Origin of the sequence: Mesorhizobium sp. B2-3-15, from assembly GCF_006442875.1 — a bacterium.
Taxonomy (GTDB): Bacteria; Pseudomonadota; Alphaproteobacteria; order Rhizobiales; family Rhizobiaceae; genus Mesorhizobium; species Mesorhizobium australicum.
In genome coordinates this window covers 1-14013 of the sequence record NZ_VFVO01000002.1, presented here as the reverse complement: position 1 = coordinate 14013, position 14013 = coordinate 1, and the positions used below count along the sequence as shown (strand labels likewise).

The window sequence follows — 14013 nt, the reverse complement described above, 5'->3', positions numbered from 1 at the left end:
TGCATCAGTTGTCGAACGACCGTTCTTTCGCTACTGCCGGCAAGGTGCAAACCGGGAATTCGGGCGACATGACGGCGCTGGACCTTTCGAGGCTTATCACGGCCGCCGCGGATGCGATTGCCGCGCACGCCGAGGAATTGACCGCGCTCGACCAGGCGATCGGCGACGGCGACCACGGGCTGAACATGAAGCGCGGCTTCGACGCCGTACGGGCCGAGGCCGACGTGTTCGCCGCGAAGCCGCTGCCGGACGCCCTGAAGGCAATTGGCACCAAGCTGGTGATGACGGTGGGCGGCGCTTCCGGCCCGCTGTTCGGCACGCTGTTCATGGCGCTCGGCAAGGAGATTTCGGCGGAACCCGACCGCGCCAATCTGACGGCTGCCTTCCGCAAGGCGATCGAAGCGGTGGCCGCGCGCGGCAAGTCGCAGGTAGGGCAAAAAACCATGCTCGATGTGCTGCGGCCGGTGCATGACGCCTTGGCCGGGGAAAGGACGGCGGCTGAAATAGCCGACGTCGCCGACGCTGCCGCCGACGCGACGGTGCCTATGAAGGCACTGCGCGGCCGCGCCTCGTTCCTCGGAGACCGCTCGATCGGCCATATGGATGCCGGCGCGCGCTCGACCGCGCTGCTGGTGCGCACGCTGGCGCAAATCATTGGGGGCAAGGCATGAGCAATGTCGGGATCGTGATCGTCTCGCATTCGCCGCTGGTCGCGGAGGGCACGGCCGACATGGTACGCCAAATGGTCGGCGACGAGGTGCCGCTTGCGTGGTGCGGCGGAAACGGCCATGGCGGGCTCGGCACCAATGTCGAGGCGATCATGGGCGCCATTGACAAGGCCTGGTCGGACGCCGGCGTCGCCATTCTTGTCGATCTCGGCGGCGCCGAGACCAATTCGGAAATGGCGGTGGAATTGATCGGCGAACCGCGTGCGCACAAAATCATCGTCTGCAACGCGCCGATCGTCGAGGGCGCGGTGATGGCGGCGACCGAGGCATCCGGCGGCGCCTCGCTCCGGGAAGTGGTGGCGACGGCGCACGAATTGTCGCCGTCGTGAGCGAACGGGATTTTTGAACACATGTCCGCAACCGCCGAAGCGACCATCCTGATCACGCACGATGTGGGCCTGCATGCGCGTCCTTCGGTGAAGTTCACCAAGCTGGCCAAGAGCTTTGCCGCCGAGGTGGAGATTGCACTCGCCGCCAACGGCCCATGGTTCGATGCAAAAAGCATCGTCAAGGTGATGGCGGCCAAGGCGCCGAAGGGCACGGTGCTGCACATCAGGGCCAACGGCGATGGTGCCGATGATGCTATCCGCGCGCTGGTCGAACTGGTGCAGCGCGATTTCGACGAGGACGCCGGCCATGTCCGCTCGGCTTGAGGCCGATCCGCGCCTGCGCTCACCCGCTGGGAACGCGTGCCATGCGCATTGAGGGTGTTCCTGCCTCGGTCGGCTATGCCGAGGGACCTCTGTTCGACCTCGGCCGGCCCGCAGGCGTTTACGTTAGCAAGGCAAGCTCCGTCGAGGAGAGGGCGTCGCTGCAAGCCGCGATCGGCAAGGCGGTGAACCGGCTCGTGGCCATGGTCGGGACCGCCGAGAAAGATGCCGCCGACATACTCGAATTCCACATCGCCATGCTGGAAGACGACGCGCTGAGCGGGCCGGCCTTCTCATCGATCGCTTCCGGAACACCCGCCGACACGGCCTGGCGGCAGGCGCTCGATGCCGAGATCGCCGGCTACGAGGCTTCGGACCAGGATTATTTCCGCGCCCGCGCCACGGACCTTCGGGATATCAGGGACCAGGTGCTGCGTGCCCTGACCGAGGACAGTGACCAAGCCGCGCCGTCCGGCGCCATCCTCTATGGCGAGGACATCGCGCCGACGCGCTTTCTCGAAACCGACTGGAGCCATGGCGGCGGCATCGCGCTGAAGGCAGGCAGCACCGCCAGCCATGTCGCCATGCTGGCACGCTCGCGTGGCGTGCCGATGGTCGTGGGCCTGCGCGAGCCGCTTGCCGCTGTTGCCGACATGGCACTGCTCGACGCGGAGCACGGCAATATCGTCCTGGCGCCCTCGCCCGCCGAGATCGGCTCGTTCCGGCAGTCATCCTCCTCCTTCACCGCCGGCCAGGGTAAGGCACGGACTTTTCTGGCGCGGCCGGCCGTGACAAAAACCGGCACGACGGTGCGCGTACAGGTCAACATCGCCGACCCTAGGGATGTCGATGCCATCGACATCGCGACCTGCGACGGTGTCGGCCTGATGCGCACCGAATTCCTGTTCGGCAAGACGCTGCCGGATGAGGAGACGCAGTATCGTGCCTATCGCAAGGTGCTGGAATGGGCCGGCGAAAAGCCGGTGACGATCCGTACCGTCGATGCCGGTGGCGACAAGCCGGTGCCGGGCTTCACCGTCGAGGAAGGCAATCCATTCCTTGGCCTGCGCGGCATCAGGCTGTCGCTGGCCAGGCCCGACATATTCCGGATTCAAATCAGGGCATTGCTGCGCGCCGCGCTACACGGCAATCTCAAAATCATGTTTCCGATGATCGCCACATCAGCAGAGTATGAGAGCGCCGCCGCCCTGTTCGCCGAGGAGCGGGTAGCCCTTGCCGCGCGCGGCATCGCGCACAAGATGCCGCCGCTCGGCATCATGGTCGAAGTGCCTTCGGTGGCCATCGCGCCGGAGGCGTTTACCGGCGTCGCCTTCCTGTCGATCGGTTCCAACGATCTGACGCAATATGTGATGGCGGCCGCCCGCGACAATGCCGCTGTGGCACACCTGAATTCAGTCCGCCATCCTGCGGTGTTGAGGCTGATCGCCTCGGTCGCGGCCTTTGGACGGGAGACCGGGATCGCCGTCAGCCTGTGCGGCGATGCCGGCGGCGACCCCGCCTCGATTCCCTCTCTGCTGGAAGCCGGTCTGCGCGATCTTTCCGTGGCGCCGGCGCAACTCGCCATGGCCAAGGCGGCCATAGCCGACGTTCCGGTCTAGGCATGGCCGACATCAAACCCGAACCCGGTTCCGAAGAAGCGATCCGCGCCTACAAGACGATCCTGTCGCAGGTTATCGACCAGCGGCCGTCCGGCATGCGCCAGCGGCTCGCCGATGCGCTTGGCAAGCACCGCAGCTTCGTCACGCAGATTTCGAGCCCGAGCTACTCGATTCCCATTCCGTCGAAACATCTGCCGGCCATCTTTTCCGTCTGCCATTTCAGCCAGGCCGAGCGGGACCAGTTTCTTGCCGCCTATCACCAGGCACATCCCGGGAAGATCTCGGTCGCCTCGGGCGCGCGCAAGACAAGGCACGTTTCGCTCATCGTGCCGGATTTCGGCGACGACAAGCAGAATGCGGCGCTCGACCGAGCGATCAACGAATTCATCCAGAAGGTCACCAGCATCACCGGCAAGAGCGGCTGAACGACCCTTGATGCAGGCTATTTCGGGAGGAGACGGCCGTGAAGAAATTCATGAACTCGGTGGACACGGTACTGACCGAGAGCCTCGACGGTTTCGCGGCCGCCCATGCCGACATCCTTGTGCTTGGCGAGGAGCACAAATTCATCCGCCGCAAGATGCTCAAGCCGGGCAAGGTGGCGCTGATCTCCGGCGGCGGCTCCGGCCACGAGCCGCTGCATGGCGGCTTTGTCGGCCGTGGCATGCTGGACGCCGCCTGTCCTGGCCAGGTGTTCACCTCGCCGACACCGGATCAGATGCTGGCGGCCGCGCAAGCCGTCGACACCGGCGCCGGCTGCCTGTTCATCGTCAAGAACTACGAAGGCGACGTGATGAACTTCGAGATGGCTGCGGAGATGTCCGATGGCGTGCTGCAGGTCGTCACCAATGACGACGTCGCCGTCGAGAATTCGTCCTACACAACCGGGCGGCGCGGCGTGGCGGGCACGCTGGTGGTGGAAAAGATCGTTGGCGCCGCCGCCGAGCACGGGGTGGCGTTGCCTGCGTTGAAGACGCTGGGTGACCGCGTCAACGACGCCACCCGCTCGATGGGCGTGGCATTGACCAGCGGCACCGTGCCGGCTGCCGGCAAACCGACCTTCGACATCGGCGAAGGCGAGATGGAATTCGGCGTCGGCATCCATGGCGAGCCCGGCCGCCGGCGCGACAGGCTGAAAAGCGCCGATGCAATTGTCGAAGAAATCTGCGCTGCGATCCTGGGCGATCTCGACGACAGGGCGAAAGGACCCGCGCTGCTGTTCGTCAACGGCTTCGGCGGCACGCCGCTGATGGAGCTCTATCTGATGTACAACAGCGCCCGCCGGATTTTCGAGCAACATGGCGTGACGGTTACCCGGTCGCTGGTCGGCACCTATGTCACCTCGCTCGACATGGCCGGCTGCTCGATCACGCTGAGCCTGCTCGACGACGAACTGACGGAATGGTGGGACGCACCTGTCCGCACCGCCGCGCTGCGCTGGGGCGTGTAAGGCTGGCTTCAGCCGTGCTTTTCTGCGACCATTCCGGACAATCCACATAACGATGGATTTGTCCGGATCGATGCTGCCGTCTCTTACTCCAGCTGAAGAAAAACTGCTGCTGCGCTTCGCCGATCCGGAGGCTGTGGCGGTCGGGGAGAATTTATCGGCGAAGGCCCTGTCTGCCCTGCTCGACAATGTCGAATTCCACGGCGTCCTCCCGATCATGCTGCGCAAGCTCGGGGAGCGTGGCGATGCGCACCTGCCGTCGGATACTGGTTTGCGAGACAAACTCGACGACCTGCGCCAGAGGGCGACGATCGCCACCGGCCAGTCGATGCTGCTTCAGTACCATGGCGACCGCATCATGAAGGGAATGGCGGCGGAAGGCATTCCGGCGCGGATCGTCAAGGGGCCGGTCTTCGCACGAAAACTCTACCGCAATGTATCCGACCGGCCTTTCACCGACATCGACATCCTGGTCGAGCCCGCCGACCTTGCGCGGGCAAACCGGGTGATTGCGGCATGCGGCTTCGAGCTTGCCAGCAACGAGGCCGAATCTTACCGGCTGCAGGAATTCAAATGGCTGGAAAAGGAGAATTCCAGCCTGCTGGTCGAGTTGCATGGCGACCTTGTGCACGACACCGGCATGCGGCGGCGCCTGTCGCTGGGTTTTCGCGAGCTTGGCATCATCGATGGCGGCGCGACGGATACGCCGGCCGCCCTTCTGACGATCGCCATCGTGCATGCCGCCGGCGGCCACAAATTCCACCGTCTGCAGCTTTGCGTCGACGTGCTGCAAGGTGTGAGGGCGCTGCAATCCCCGGTTTCGGAAACCCGCCTGCTCGACGCCGCGCGCATGACCGGCATCGAACTCGAACTTGCGATCGTGCTCAACGTAACCGGGCGGCTGTTCGACGAACCGCATGCGCTGGCACTCGCCGGGCGAATAAAGCCCGACCTGTCGATCCGACTGGCCAAGAAGCTGATCACGACCAACACGCTGCTCAGGGTCAATTCCCGGGAGAAGATCGGCTCGCGGCTACGCCGCGATGCCTTTCGCTGGATCCAGCGGCTGGCCAAGGCCAGGCCATACGCCGCTTGAGGGAACCGTCAGTCCAGTGATGCCAACCTAGCGCTTATCAGCGCCGCCGCATCGGCCGGACGCACGCCTACTTCCAGGGTAAAGGTCGGCACCGACGACACCAGTCCGCGGATCGCCGCCAACCTGCGCTTCTGCAGCGGCAGCAGACCGGTCGCGCCGGTGCGGACATTGTCCATCGCCAGCGCCACCATCGCGTCGGTCCGGGCCATGGGCGCGAGCCGGGTCTCTTCGTCGCCGGATCGCGCAAGATGCAGGAGCGCTGCGACCGGACGGGCGGTCGGACTTTCGATTTTTACGATCCCACTCAGCTTTTCCAGCGAAACAGCCTGTTCGCCATTGCGGTCCCATGACAGACCGAGGCATGGCGCCACAAGCGGGATCATCCGCGCGGTCTTCTCATGGATCTTGACATGGCGCGGCAAACCCCAGGCGGCAGGCGTGGGGGAAGCGAGATTCAGGATCATGGCGTCGTCGGAGCACAGGCCGAATCCTTGCGTTGCCAAGGCCAGCGATGTGGTAGTCTTGCCGGTGCCGCTCGGGGCATGGACCAGCACGACGGCGTCGCGGCCCGGCAGCGTCAGCCCGGCCGTGTGCAGCATATGCTGGCCGCCTGCGTCGAGTGCTGCGTCCAACACCAGCATCGATGGCGTCCAGGCGGCCTTCGCACCGGGGCGAACCCGGAGTTCGGCCCAACCCTCCTCGTCATTGACGACAACGGCTTGGCGTTCGGGAAAGACGAGATGGACCGTGCCGCCATCCGCGATCATCCGGCAGTAGCCGTCCTCCGGTATCTCGCCCTCGAAGACGAGCGATCCGCCGGGCGCTTCGTCCAGAACGTCCGCCTCTGTGATCTCGAGACGAAAATCCGGCTCGACGGGACCTGTGACACGCAAGGTGCCCAGCATCCCGTCGAAATCCTGCCACAGGCCGGGGCGCTCGGCCGATATGCCGAGGATCTGGCCATTGAGGTCATAGAATACTGAAGGTCTGGTCAAGCGGAACGCACCTTCGTGGCGGCGGTGGCGGGGTGACGGTAGATCTCGACCATGCCGGGAAGGCTGTCACTGACCACCGGCTTGCCGTCCAGGCACACCCAGCAATGCGCCGCCAGCCGCGACGCTTGCAGCGACTTCGGATCGACGCCGAAACGCAGCTGCGGATCGAAACCGGCAAGGCGCAGGAAGCGATGGCCGAGCAAGCCCTCCCGCAAGCATCTGCGGTCACGCATCAGCCAGGGATGACGCACGGCACGGTTGACGCGGGCGACAATGTAGGGGGCAGGCAGGCCGCGATAGGGCGCCGGCGAGGCGAGCGGCGCCCATTTCAGCACGTCCTCGAAGCTGCGATTGGCAATGAGAATTGGCATCAGCCGCGCGCTTGCCCAGAGATGACAGCGGAACAAGGCGCGCAGGAGAGGACCGTCCACCATCAAGCGGTGCCTTCAGCCATCAAGCCTGGAGCAGCGAGAATGCCTTCCGAGACCAGATCGCTGGCCAGCGCCGCCATGTCCTCGTCAAGCGTGCCCTTGTCGATTTCGAACTCCTCGCAAAGCAGGCCGACGATCTGGCCGAGGCTGCGCACGCCATCCACCTTGTCGAGAAAGGCTTCGGTCGTCCCGTTGCAGGTATAAAGCTGGCCGCTGCGCGCCAAAAGCACCACCGCGCCGTCGCCGACATGCTGAACCGAGGCATCGTCCGCCAGTCGCAGAACCGTTCCAGAGGCAATTTCCATAACGAACCCCAAAAGCCATGCAAAACCCGGAAATGAGATAGCGCGGTGGTGGGGCGCTGTCTATTGGTCGGCCGGGATGGCTCGCGTGGCTTTATTTTGCGGACATACTCTCGTGAGGCCGCAACATCCATCCAGAGTCGAAAATCGTCCCAGAAATAGTCGCCGGAAAGGCGCGCCAGGCAAGCATGCTGACCGGCGGCACCGTTGCTTTTCTTCCCTGAGATAAGGTAAGAACTCCCCGGGTCTTGGGGAGATAGCGTATGCGTTACAATTGGGAGCGAGCTCCGACTTTCGAACGTCATCGAAAAGCTCTGGCGACAGCCATTTTGATCTTCGGCGGCGTCGGTCTCATGCTGGTGGCCTTGCCGATCTAGCGCCGTCGACATTCGCCCAACGAATCCGGCTTGTTAGACGGCAATCGACGAATTGTTCAGCGGGTTGTTCGGTCACCGCTATGAAGCGGCGATCGCACCCTTAAAAAAGCCCTGGCTGAAGCGCTGCACCAGCACGACGATCACCGCCGGCTTGCCGGCCGGTGTTCACAGGATCCGACAGGCTGTAGGAGGTCGGACGGTTCCTCGAGCCTGGCCTCGATCGACCATTGATGGCGCATGCGCTCACATCCTCTCGCTCGATATCGTCGGACAGCGGGCATCCCGGTCAGGACAAGACCGGTTCAAACGAAAATCAGGGAAGACAGCGCCGGAAAAAACAGCATAGGCTGTTTGCAAAGACGGCAAATGGTTTCCGGGAGGGTACGGATGGCTTCACGCTATCACGAGATCTATGACGGCTGGAAACGCGACCCGGAAAAATTCTGGGCCGACGCGGCCGGCGCCATCGACTGGTATTCGCCCTGGAACAGGGTGTTCGATGCCACCGCCGGCGTCTACGGCCGCTGGTTCACTGGCGCGACCTGCAACACCTGCTACAATGCCCTTGACCGGCATGTCGCCGGCGGGCGGGCCGACCAGATCGCGCTGATATACGACAGCGCCATCACCGGCACGGTGAAAAAGTTCACCTATGCCGAACTGAAGCGCGAGGTGGTGGCGCTGACCTCGGTGTTAAAGAACCGCGGCGTCGGCAAGGGTGACCGCGTCATCATCTACATGCCGATGGTGGCGGAAGCGGCCATCGCCATGCTCGCCTGCGCCCGCATCGGCGCCGTGCATTCGGTCGTCTTCGGTGGTTTTGCCTCGCATGAGCTCGCCACCCGCATCGACGACGCCAGGCCGAAGCTGATCATCTCGGCGTCCTGCGGCCTGGAACCCGGCCGCGTCGTCGCCTACAAGCCGCTGCTCGACAAGGCGATAGAGATATCCCGCCACAAGCCGGACGCCTGCCTGATCCTGCAGCGCGACCAGTTGCGCTGCGAGCTCAGGGAAAACTACGACATCGACTATGCGGACGCGGTCGCGCGGGAGCGGGCGGCCGGCGCCAATGTCGACTGCGTTCCGGTGCTTGCCACCGATCCACTCTACATCATCTACACATCAGGCACGACCGGCCAGCCCAAGGGCATCGTTCGCGACAATGGCGGCCACATGGTGGCGCTGAAATGGACGATGGAAAACGAGTTCGGCGTGAAGCCCGGGGAAGTGTTCTGGGCGGCGTCCGATGTCGGTTGGGTGGTCGGCCATTCCTACATCGTCTACGGCCCGCTGCTGCATGGCTGCACCAGCATCCTGTTCGAAGGCAAGCCGATCGGCACGCCCGACGCCGGCACCTACTGGCGCGTTATCGCGGAACATGGCGTGGTTGCGTTGTTCACCGCGCCGACTGCCTTCCGCGCCATCAAGGGGCAGGATCCCAAAGGCGAGTTCGTGCCGAAATATGATCTGTCGAAATTCCGCACCCTGTTTCTGGCCGGCGAACGCGCCGACCCCGAAACCATCAAATGGGCGGAGCAGAAGCTGAACGTGCCGGTGGTCGATCATTGGTGGCAGACCGAGACCGGATCGCCGATGACCATCAACCCCGCCGGGCTCGGCCTGTTGCCGGTGAAGTACGGCTCGCCCGGGGTACCGATGCCCGGCTACGATATCCGCGTGCTCGACGATGCCGGCCATGAGGTGCCGCGCGGCACGCTCGGCAATGTCGTGGTCAAGCTGCCGCTGCCCGCGGGCTGCCTGCCGACCCTGTGGAACGCCGATGCCCGCTTCCGCCAGGCCTATCTCGATGAGTTCCCCGGCTTCTACAAGACGGCCGATGCCGGCATGATCGACGAGGACGGGTATCTCTACGTGATGGCCCGCACCGACGATATCATCAACGTTGCCGGCCACCGATTGTCGACGGGCGCCATGGAAGAGGTGCTGGCCGCCCATCCCGATGTCGCCGAATGCGCCGTCGTCGGCATCGCCGATGCGATGAAGGGCCAGATTCCGCTCGGCTTCGTGGTGCTGAACGCCGGTGTCGCGCGCGACGGCGCCGCCATCGAGAAGGAGGTCGTCGCGCTGGTGCGCGAGCGCATCGGCCCGGTGGCCGCCTTCAAGACCGTGGTGACGATTAAGCGCCTGCCCAAGACGCGCTCGGGCAAGATCCTGCGCGGCACCATGCAGAAGATCGCCGACAAGGAAGCGTGGATGATGCCTGCAACCATCGACGACCCCGCCATCCTCGATGAGATCACCGCTGCCCTGACGGAGCGCGGAATCGGCGTCTAAGGAGCACTGCCGGGACCTGACTGGAGCTACCGTTGCGCGATGTTGCGACGCGGCGAACTTTGTGATGACCGCTGGGCGCAATCGTAGATTGTGCGATGCAACATTCCGCCCTACAGTTCCCGCGGGGGGCCATTCGATTGGATCGCATGGCTCAGAAAAAAATAACCTTTGGCGGTATCGACATCCTGCGGTTTCTCGCCGCCGTGCTGGTCATGGTCTATCACTACGGCTTCTGGGTCTGGGCCTATCCCGACGGCATCTCGGCGCAAGCGACTGGTGGCGTTCCGGCGCAGCCTGGGATCGGCGCCTGGGTCGGGTCCGGCTGGGTCGGCGTCGAGATCTTCTTCGTCATCAGCGGTTTCGTCATTGCCTTCAGCGCCGAGAATTCGACGCCGCTGCGGTTTTTCGAGGCAAGGGTCAAAAGGCTGGCGCCGGCGGTCTGGATTTGTGCCCCGATCACCACGGCGCTGTTGCTGCTGATCGGCTTGAGCTGGCCGACCGATGCGGTGGTTCGGCTCGTGCGCACCGGCCTGTTCGCGCCTTATGGTCCCTGGGTGGACAGCGTCTACTGGACGCTCGGCATCGAAATCGCCTTCTACGCCATCGTCTGGATCCTGCTGCGGCTCGGCCGTTTCAACCTGATGGAAAGGGTTGCCATCGTCATCGGCATGGTCAGCACGCTGTTCTGGTGCCTTTATTATCCGCTCGGCTGGTCCGCCTTCGCCGAGACGCGGTGGCTGCAGCTCGTGCTGGTGCATCATGGCTCATTCTTCGCGGTCGGCGTGCTCATCTGGCTGATGCGGTTCAAGGCGGTGACGGCGTCTCGCCTTGGCTTCTGCCTGCTGTTCCTCGGCGGTGGGGTGCTGCAGATCGCCAGCTCCGTCGACGTCCATAGCATCAAAGTCGGAGCCGTGATGCCGTACGGGCCGCCAATCTTGATCTTCCTCGCGGCCATCGCGCTGATGGCGTGGTCGCTCACGCTTGATCTCAGATGGAGCGGCTGGCGCCGGATCGGCCTGATGACCTATCCGCTCTATCTGATCCACGACGTCATCGGCGCGGCGATGCTCGGCGCCATGGTGCGCTCCGGGCTGCCTTATCTCCTGTCGATGGCAATGGTCGGCGCGACCATGATCGCGGCAAGCTGGCTGGTGGCAACCGAGGCCGAACCGCGCATCCGGCTGCTGCTCGACCACACGCTTTTCCGTTACCGGCTGAAGGCGGCATAGCCTCGAGCTATACGCCGCTCCGCCTCATGTCCGGCCGCATGAACGGCGGCCGGACGGTGCGCAGGTTCAAGACATGATGGCAACGGCCTTATCTCAGACCGCCGCCTTCGAACGCACTTCCGACTTGTCGAGATAATAGCTCGAGTACTTGTCGAAGAATTTCTCCGACGCGCCGAACGACCCGTATTTGGCGAGCTTCTTCAGATCGACCTTGTTCAGCACCGCGCCGACGATCTTGTTGGCGACATAGGGTTCGGATTCCAGCATCGAACGCACCATGGCGCGCGGCGTGCGGCCCCATTCGGTGACGAGCACGAAGCCGTCGACCAGCGGCGCGAAGGCCTTGGCGTCGACCACCGGGCCAAGCGGCGGGAGATCGACGACGATGTATTCGAAGGTCTCCTTGGCGTTCTCGATGAAACGCCGCATGCCGGCCGAGGAGAGAAGCTCGCTGGTGTGCGAGAAATGCCCGCGCAGCACAGCCGGAATGATCGCCAGCTTGGTCTGCCTGTCGATCTTGCCGACGGACTGCCAAGTCTGGCCGCTCACCACCGCTTCCATCAAGCCTTGCTCGGCTTCCATGCCGAGGCTGCGGCTAAGGCCCGGATTGCGCAGATCGCCGTCGATGAGCAGCGTCCTGGAGCCATTGGCGGCGAGCAGCCCGGCGAGATTGGCCGCGACCGTCGACTTGCCTTCGCCGGGCAGGACCGAGATCACGCCGATGACGCGGCTGCCTTGCCCTTCCATCACCACATCGAAGGCGATCTTGGCGCTGCGCAGCGTTTCGGAGAACATCGATGCCGGAGCGTCGATGCTCACCCGCATCCGTGCGCGCCTTTCGATCGCGGCCGGCGATCTGGCGACCTTGAGATCGGGTTCGGCTGGCTTGTCTTCCTTGCTCGGTTTGCTGCCGATGGTCGGCAGGTACCCGAGGAATTTGAGGCCGACGCGGTCGCGGACCTCCTCGCCGGTCCTGAAGAACCGCTCGTTGAACTCGTTGAGGCCGCCGAAGCCGGCGCCCATCAGAACCCCGAGCACCAGCGAAAGGCCGAGCACGATGACGGTGCGCGGGCTCGAGGCGGCAAGCGGCGTCGACGCATCCGAGATGATGCGGATCTTGCCGACCGGGAAGGATTGCTGCTGCGCGGCTTCCTCGTAGCGTCCGAGGAACGTCTGGTAGAGCGTGGAGAGTGCCGTCGCCTTCTGGTCGAGATCACGCAATTGGACCTGCGACTGGTTGTCGATCGAACTCTTGCCCTGCGCGGCGGCGACATTGGCCCTGAGCGCGGTCTCGCGCGCCAACGCCACCTCATACTCGTTGCGGTAGCTTTCGGTGAGCTGCTTCAGTTCGCCGAAGATCTGCGTCGAGATATCGGCCTTCTCCTTGGCGAGCGCCACCGCCTGCGGATGCTGCGGGCCGAAATTCGCCTCGACATCCTGCTGCCGTTTGGCGACCGTGAGGTAGCGGGTCTTCAACGCCGCAATGACCGAGCTGGCTGGCTGGTCGCTGGATATGGCGGCATCCTTGAAAGCGTTGTCCGAGCCGCTGTCGACGATCGACTTGTATTGCTGGTAACGGGCGCTGGCACGCGCGGTGTCGGCCTGCGCCACGATGAGCTGGGCGTTCAGGTCGGCGAGCTGCTTGTCGCTCATCAGCTGGCCGTCGCTGTTGGCGGACAGGCCGTGTTCGGCCCTGAATTTCTCGACCGCCAGCGATGCCTGCTGCGAGCTCTCGCGCAGTTCGGTTAGCCGGCCCTGCAGCCAGACCGCCGCGCGCTCGGTGGCGTCGAAGCTGGCATCGAGCTGGTCGGCGAGATAAGCGTCTGCATAGGCCTTGGTGATGGCCTTCGCCAATGCCGGATCCGTCGCCTGGTAGCCAAGCGCGATAACGTAGCTTCGCCCGACGCGATCCGCCCTGATCTCGTTCTGCAGCTTGAGGATCGCGTAGTCGCGGCGCGACGTGGCGATCAGCGCATCGCGCGCGGCGGGGTCGAGCTTGGTGATATCGCCGACGCCCGGCATGACCGGGCTGCTCGGACGAACATACTGGATCAGACCACGGATCAGGCCGACGCCCTGGGCAAGGGCCGACTGGGGCGGGTTCATGAACGTGTCGTTCTGGTCGAGCTTGAGCTTGTCGACGACCACGGCGGCAAGCCGCGTCGAGGTCAGGATCTCGATCTGGCTCAGAATCGCGGAATCGGTCTGCATCGTCGTCGATGCCGCCGAGATGTCGTCGACGATCTTGTTCAGACCTTCATCGATCAACACGCTGGAAACCGACACGAATTTTGGCGGCGTGGTCTGCAGATAGAGCATGCCCAGGAAGAGGCCGATGACGGCGCACACGCCAACCACCTTGGCCTGCCGTGCGGCCATGCCAAGCAGCCGCTCGATGTCGATGAAGTCGTCGCCGTCTCCTGCTTCCGAATTCGGCAATGGCATCCTCTTGTCGAGAGGAAAATTGGCATAGTTCATCTTCGGTCCAATTCTGGCTTGTCTCGCTCGCAGGCCCCGGAGAGATCGGGAGCATTGGCAGGCGCGACACACGCTTGGTGCCGGACAGCGCGGAGCCGGCCGGCCCCTGCGCCGTCAGCCACCCGACAATACTCCCGAAAGATGGGCATTATGCGGCTTCTTCCTGGCGTTCATGCGTCCGGACGAACTCCCGGAGCATCTCGAAAACCGGGCCCTTCATGTCGTCGCGCGCCAACGCGAAGGCGATATTGGCCTGGATGAACCCTTCCTTGGAACCGCAGTCGAACATGCGCCCCTTGAAAGGCTGGGCAAAGAATGGCTGCTCCTGCGACAGGCGAACCATGGCGTCGGTCAGCTGGATCTCGT

General features: G+C 64.1%; 13 protein-coding genes and 1 pseudogene. 9 read left to right on the top strand and 5 right to left on the bottom strand.

Annotated features, from left to right (window positions below):
- Positions 1 to 68 precede the first annotated feature (68 nt).
- From dhaL to FJ954_RS04170, 7 genes are all read left to right on the top strand, one after another.
- Positions 69 to 671, top strand: coding sequence for a dihydroxyacetone kinase subunit DhaL (gene dhaL, locus FJ954_RS04200; protein WP_140660522.1), 603 nt, complete (start codon positions 69 to 71; stop codon positions 669 to 671).
- Positions 668 to 1057: a dihydroxyacetone kinase phosphoryl donor subunit DhaM gene (dhaM, locus tag FJ954_RS04195; protein WP_015314198.1), complete on the top strand. Its 390-nt coding sequence runs from the start codon at positions 668 to 670 to the stop codon at positions 1055 to 1057. Before dhaL ends, dhaM begins: the two co-directional genes overlap by 4 nt.
- Positions 1058 to 1078: 21 nt before the next feature.
- Complete coding sequence (locus FJ954_RS04190) at positions 1079 to 1381, top strand: HPr family phosphocarrier protein (protein ID WP_140660521.1); 303 nt, start codon at positions 1079 to 1081, stop codon at positions 1379 to 1381.
- Between the two features lie 41 nt (positions 1382 to 1422).
- A complete protein-coding gene (ptsP, locus tag FJ954_RS04185) occupies positions 1423 to 2997 on the top strand; it encodes a phosphoenolpyruvate--protein phosphotransferase (protein WP_140660520.1) in 1575 nt (524 codons plus the stop codon).
- 2 nt (positions 2998 to 2999) lie between these two features.
- Positions 3000 to 3422: a hypothetical protein gene (locus FJ954_RS04180; protein ID WP_140660519.1), complete on the top strand. Its 423-nt coding sequence runs from the start codon at positions 3000 to 3002 to the stop codon at positions 3420 to 3422.
- A gap of 38 nt (positions 3423 to 3460) precedes the next feature.
- The gene (dhaK, locus tag FJ954_RS04175) at positions 3461 to 4447 is read left to right on the top strand and encodes a dihydroxyacetone kinase subunit DhaK (protein WP_140660518.1); all 987 of its coding nucleotides are present in this window, start codon (positions 3461 to 3463) and stop codon (positions 4445 to 4447) included.
- Between the two features lie 70 nt (positions 4448 to 4517).
- On the top strand, positions 4518 to 5540 hold the full coding sequence (locus tag FJ954_RS04170) for a nucleotidyltransferase family protein (RefSeq protein ID WP_181173981.1): 1023 nt from the start codon (positions 4518 to 4520) through the stop codon (positions 5538 to 5540).
- 8 nt (positions 5541 to 5548) lie between these two features.
- Here FJ954_RS04170 and FJ954_RS04165 read toward each other — a convergent pair whose 3' ends face one another.
- The 3 genes from FJ954_RS04165 to FJ954_RS04155 are packed head-to-tail and all read right to left on the bottom strand — an operon-like array spanning position 5549 to position 7271.
- Positions 5549 to 6535 carry a hypothetical protein gene (locus tag FJ954_RS04165; RefSeq protein WP_015314204.1) on the bottom strand — a complete coding sequence of 329 codons (987 nt, stop codon included), beginning with the start codon at positions 6533 to 6535 and terminating at the stop codon, positions 5549 to 5551.
- Positions 6532 to 6969, bottom strand: coding sequence for a lasso peptide biosynthesis B2 protein (locus FJ954_RS04160; protein ID WP_140614927.1), 438 nt, complete (start codon positions 6967 to 6969; stop codon positions 6532 to 6534). Before FJ954_RS04160 ends, FJ954_RS04165 begins: the two co-directional genes overlap by 4 nt.
- Positions 6969 to 7271: a PqqD family protein gene (locus tag FJ954_RS04155; protein WP_140660516.1), complete on the bottom strand. Its 303-nt coding sequence runs from the start codon at positions 7269 to 7271 to the stop codon at positions 6969 to 6971. Before FJ954_RS04155 ends, FJ954_RS04160 begins: the two co-directional genes overlap by 1 nt.
- A 761-nt stretch (positions 7272 to 8032) precedes the next feature.
- On the opposite strand from FJ954_RS04155, the gene FJ954_RS04150 reads away from it, so the two are divergent.
- Positions 8033 to 9940, top strand: a complete 1908-nt coding sequence (locus tag FJ954_RS04150; RefSeq protein ID WP_140660515.1) for a propionyl-CoA synthetase — start codon at positions 8033 to 8035, stop codon at positions 9938 to 9940.
- A 146-nt stretch (positions 9941 to 10086) separates the two neighbouring features.
- Positions 10087 to 11169, top strand: a complete 1083-nt coding sequence (locus tag FJ954_RS04145; protein ID WP_140660514.1) for an acyltransferase — start codon at positions 10087 to 10089, stop codon at positions 11167 to 11169.
- Between the two features lie 93 nt (positions 11170 to 11262).
- On the opposite strand, the gene FJ954_RS04140 is transcribed toward FJ954_RS04145, so the two are convergent.
- Together FJ954_RS04140 and FJ954_RS04135 are read right to left on the bottom strand one after the other, a co-directional pair.
- Positions 11263 to 13647, bottom strand: coding sequence for a polysaccharide biosynthesis tyrosine autokinase (locus FJ954_RS04140; RefSeq protein ID WP_140660513.1), 2385 nt, complete (start codon positions 13645 to 13647; stop codon positions 11263 to 11265).
- Between the two features lie 148 nt (positions 13648 to 13795).
- Positions 13796 to 14013: pseudogene (locus tag FJ954_RS04135) on the bottom strand (UTP--glucose-1-phosphate uridylyltransferase); the annotation flags it as partial.

What these genes read in the sequence shown, in the direction of transcription:
- FJ954_RS04150 (WP_140660515.1), top strand. Translation starts at nt 8,033, where the DNA reads ATGGCTTCACGCTATCACGAGATCTATGACGGCTGGAAACGCGACCCG.
- ptsP (WP_140660520.1), top strand. Translation starts at nt 1,423, where the DNA reads ATGCGCATTGAGGGTGTTCCTGCCTCGGTCGGCTATGCCGAGGGACCT.
- FJ954_RS04180 (WP_140660519.1), top strand. Translation starts at nt 3,000, where the DNA reads ATGGCCGACATCAAACCCGAACCCGGTTCCGAAGAAGCGATCCGCGCC.
- FJ954_RS04145 (WP_140660514.1), top strand. Translation starts at nt 10,087, where the DNA reads ATGGCTCAGAAAAAAATAACCTTTGGCGGTATCGACATCCTGCGGTTT.
- FJ954_RS04160 (WP_140614927.1), bottom strand. Translation starts at nt 6,969, where the DNA reads ATGGTGGACGGTCCTCTCCTGCGCGCCTTGTTCCGCTGTCATCTCTGG.
- dhaL (WP_140660522.1), top strand. Translation starts at nt 69, where the DNA reads ATGACGGCGCTGGACCTTTCGAGGCTTATCACGGCCGCCGCGGATGCG.
- dhaM (WP_015314198.1), top strand. Translation starts at nt 668, where the DNA reads ATGAGCAATGTCGGGATCGTGATCGTCTCGCATTCGCCGCTGGTCGCG.
- FJ954_RS04170 (WP_181173981.1), top strand. Translation starts at nt 4,518, where the DNA reads ATGCTGCCGTCTCTTACTCCAGCTGAAGAAAAACTGCTGCTGCGCTTC.
- FJ954_RS04190 (WP_140660521.1), top strand. Translation starts at nt 1,079, where the DNA reads ATGTCCGCAACCGCCGAAGCGACCATCCTGATCACGCACGATGTGGGC.
- FJ954_RS04140 (WP_140660513.1), bottom strand. Translation starts at nt 13,647, where the DNA reads ATGAACTATGCCAATTTTCCTCTCGACAAGAGGATGCCATTGCCGAAT.
- FJ954_RS04155 (WP_140660516.1), bottom strand. Translation starts at nt 7,271, where the DNA reads ATGGAAATTGCCTCTGGAACGGTTCTGCGACTGGCGGACGATGCCTCG.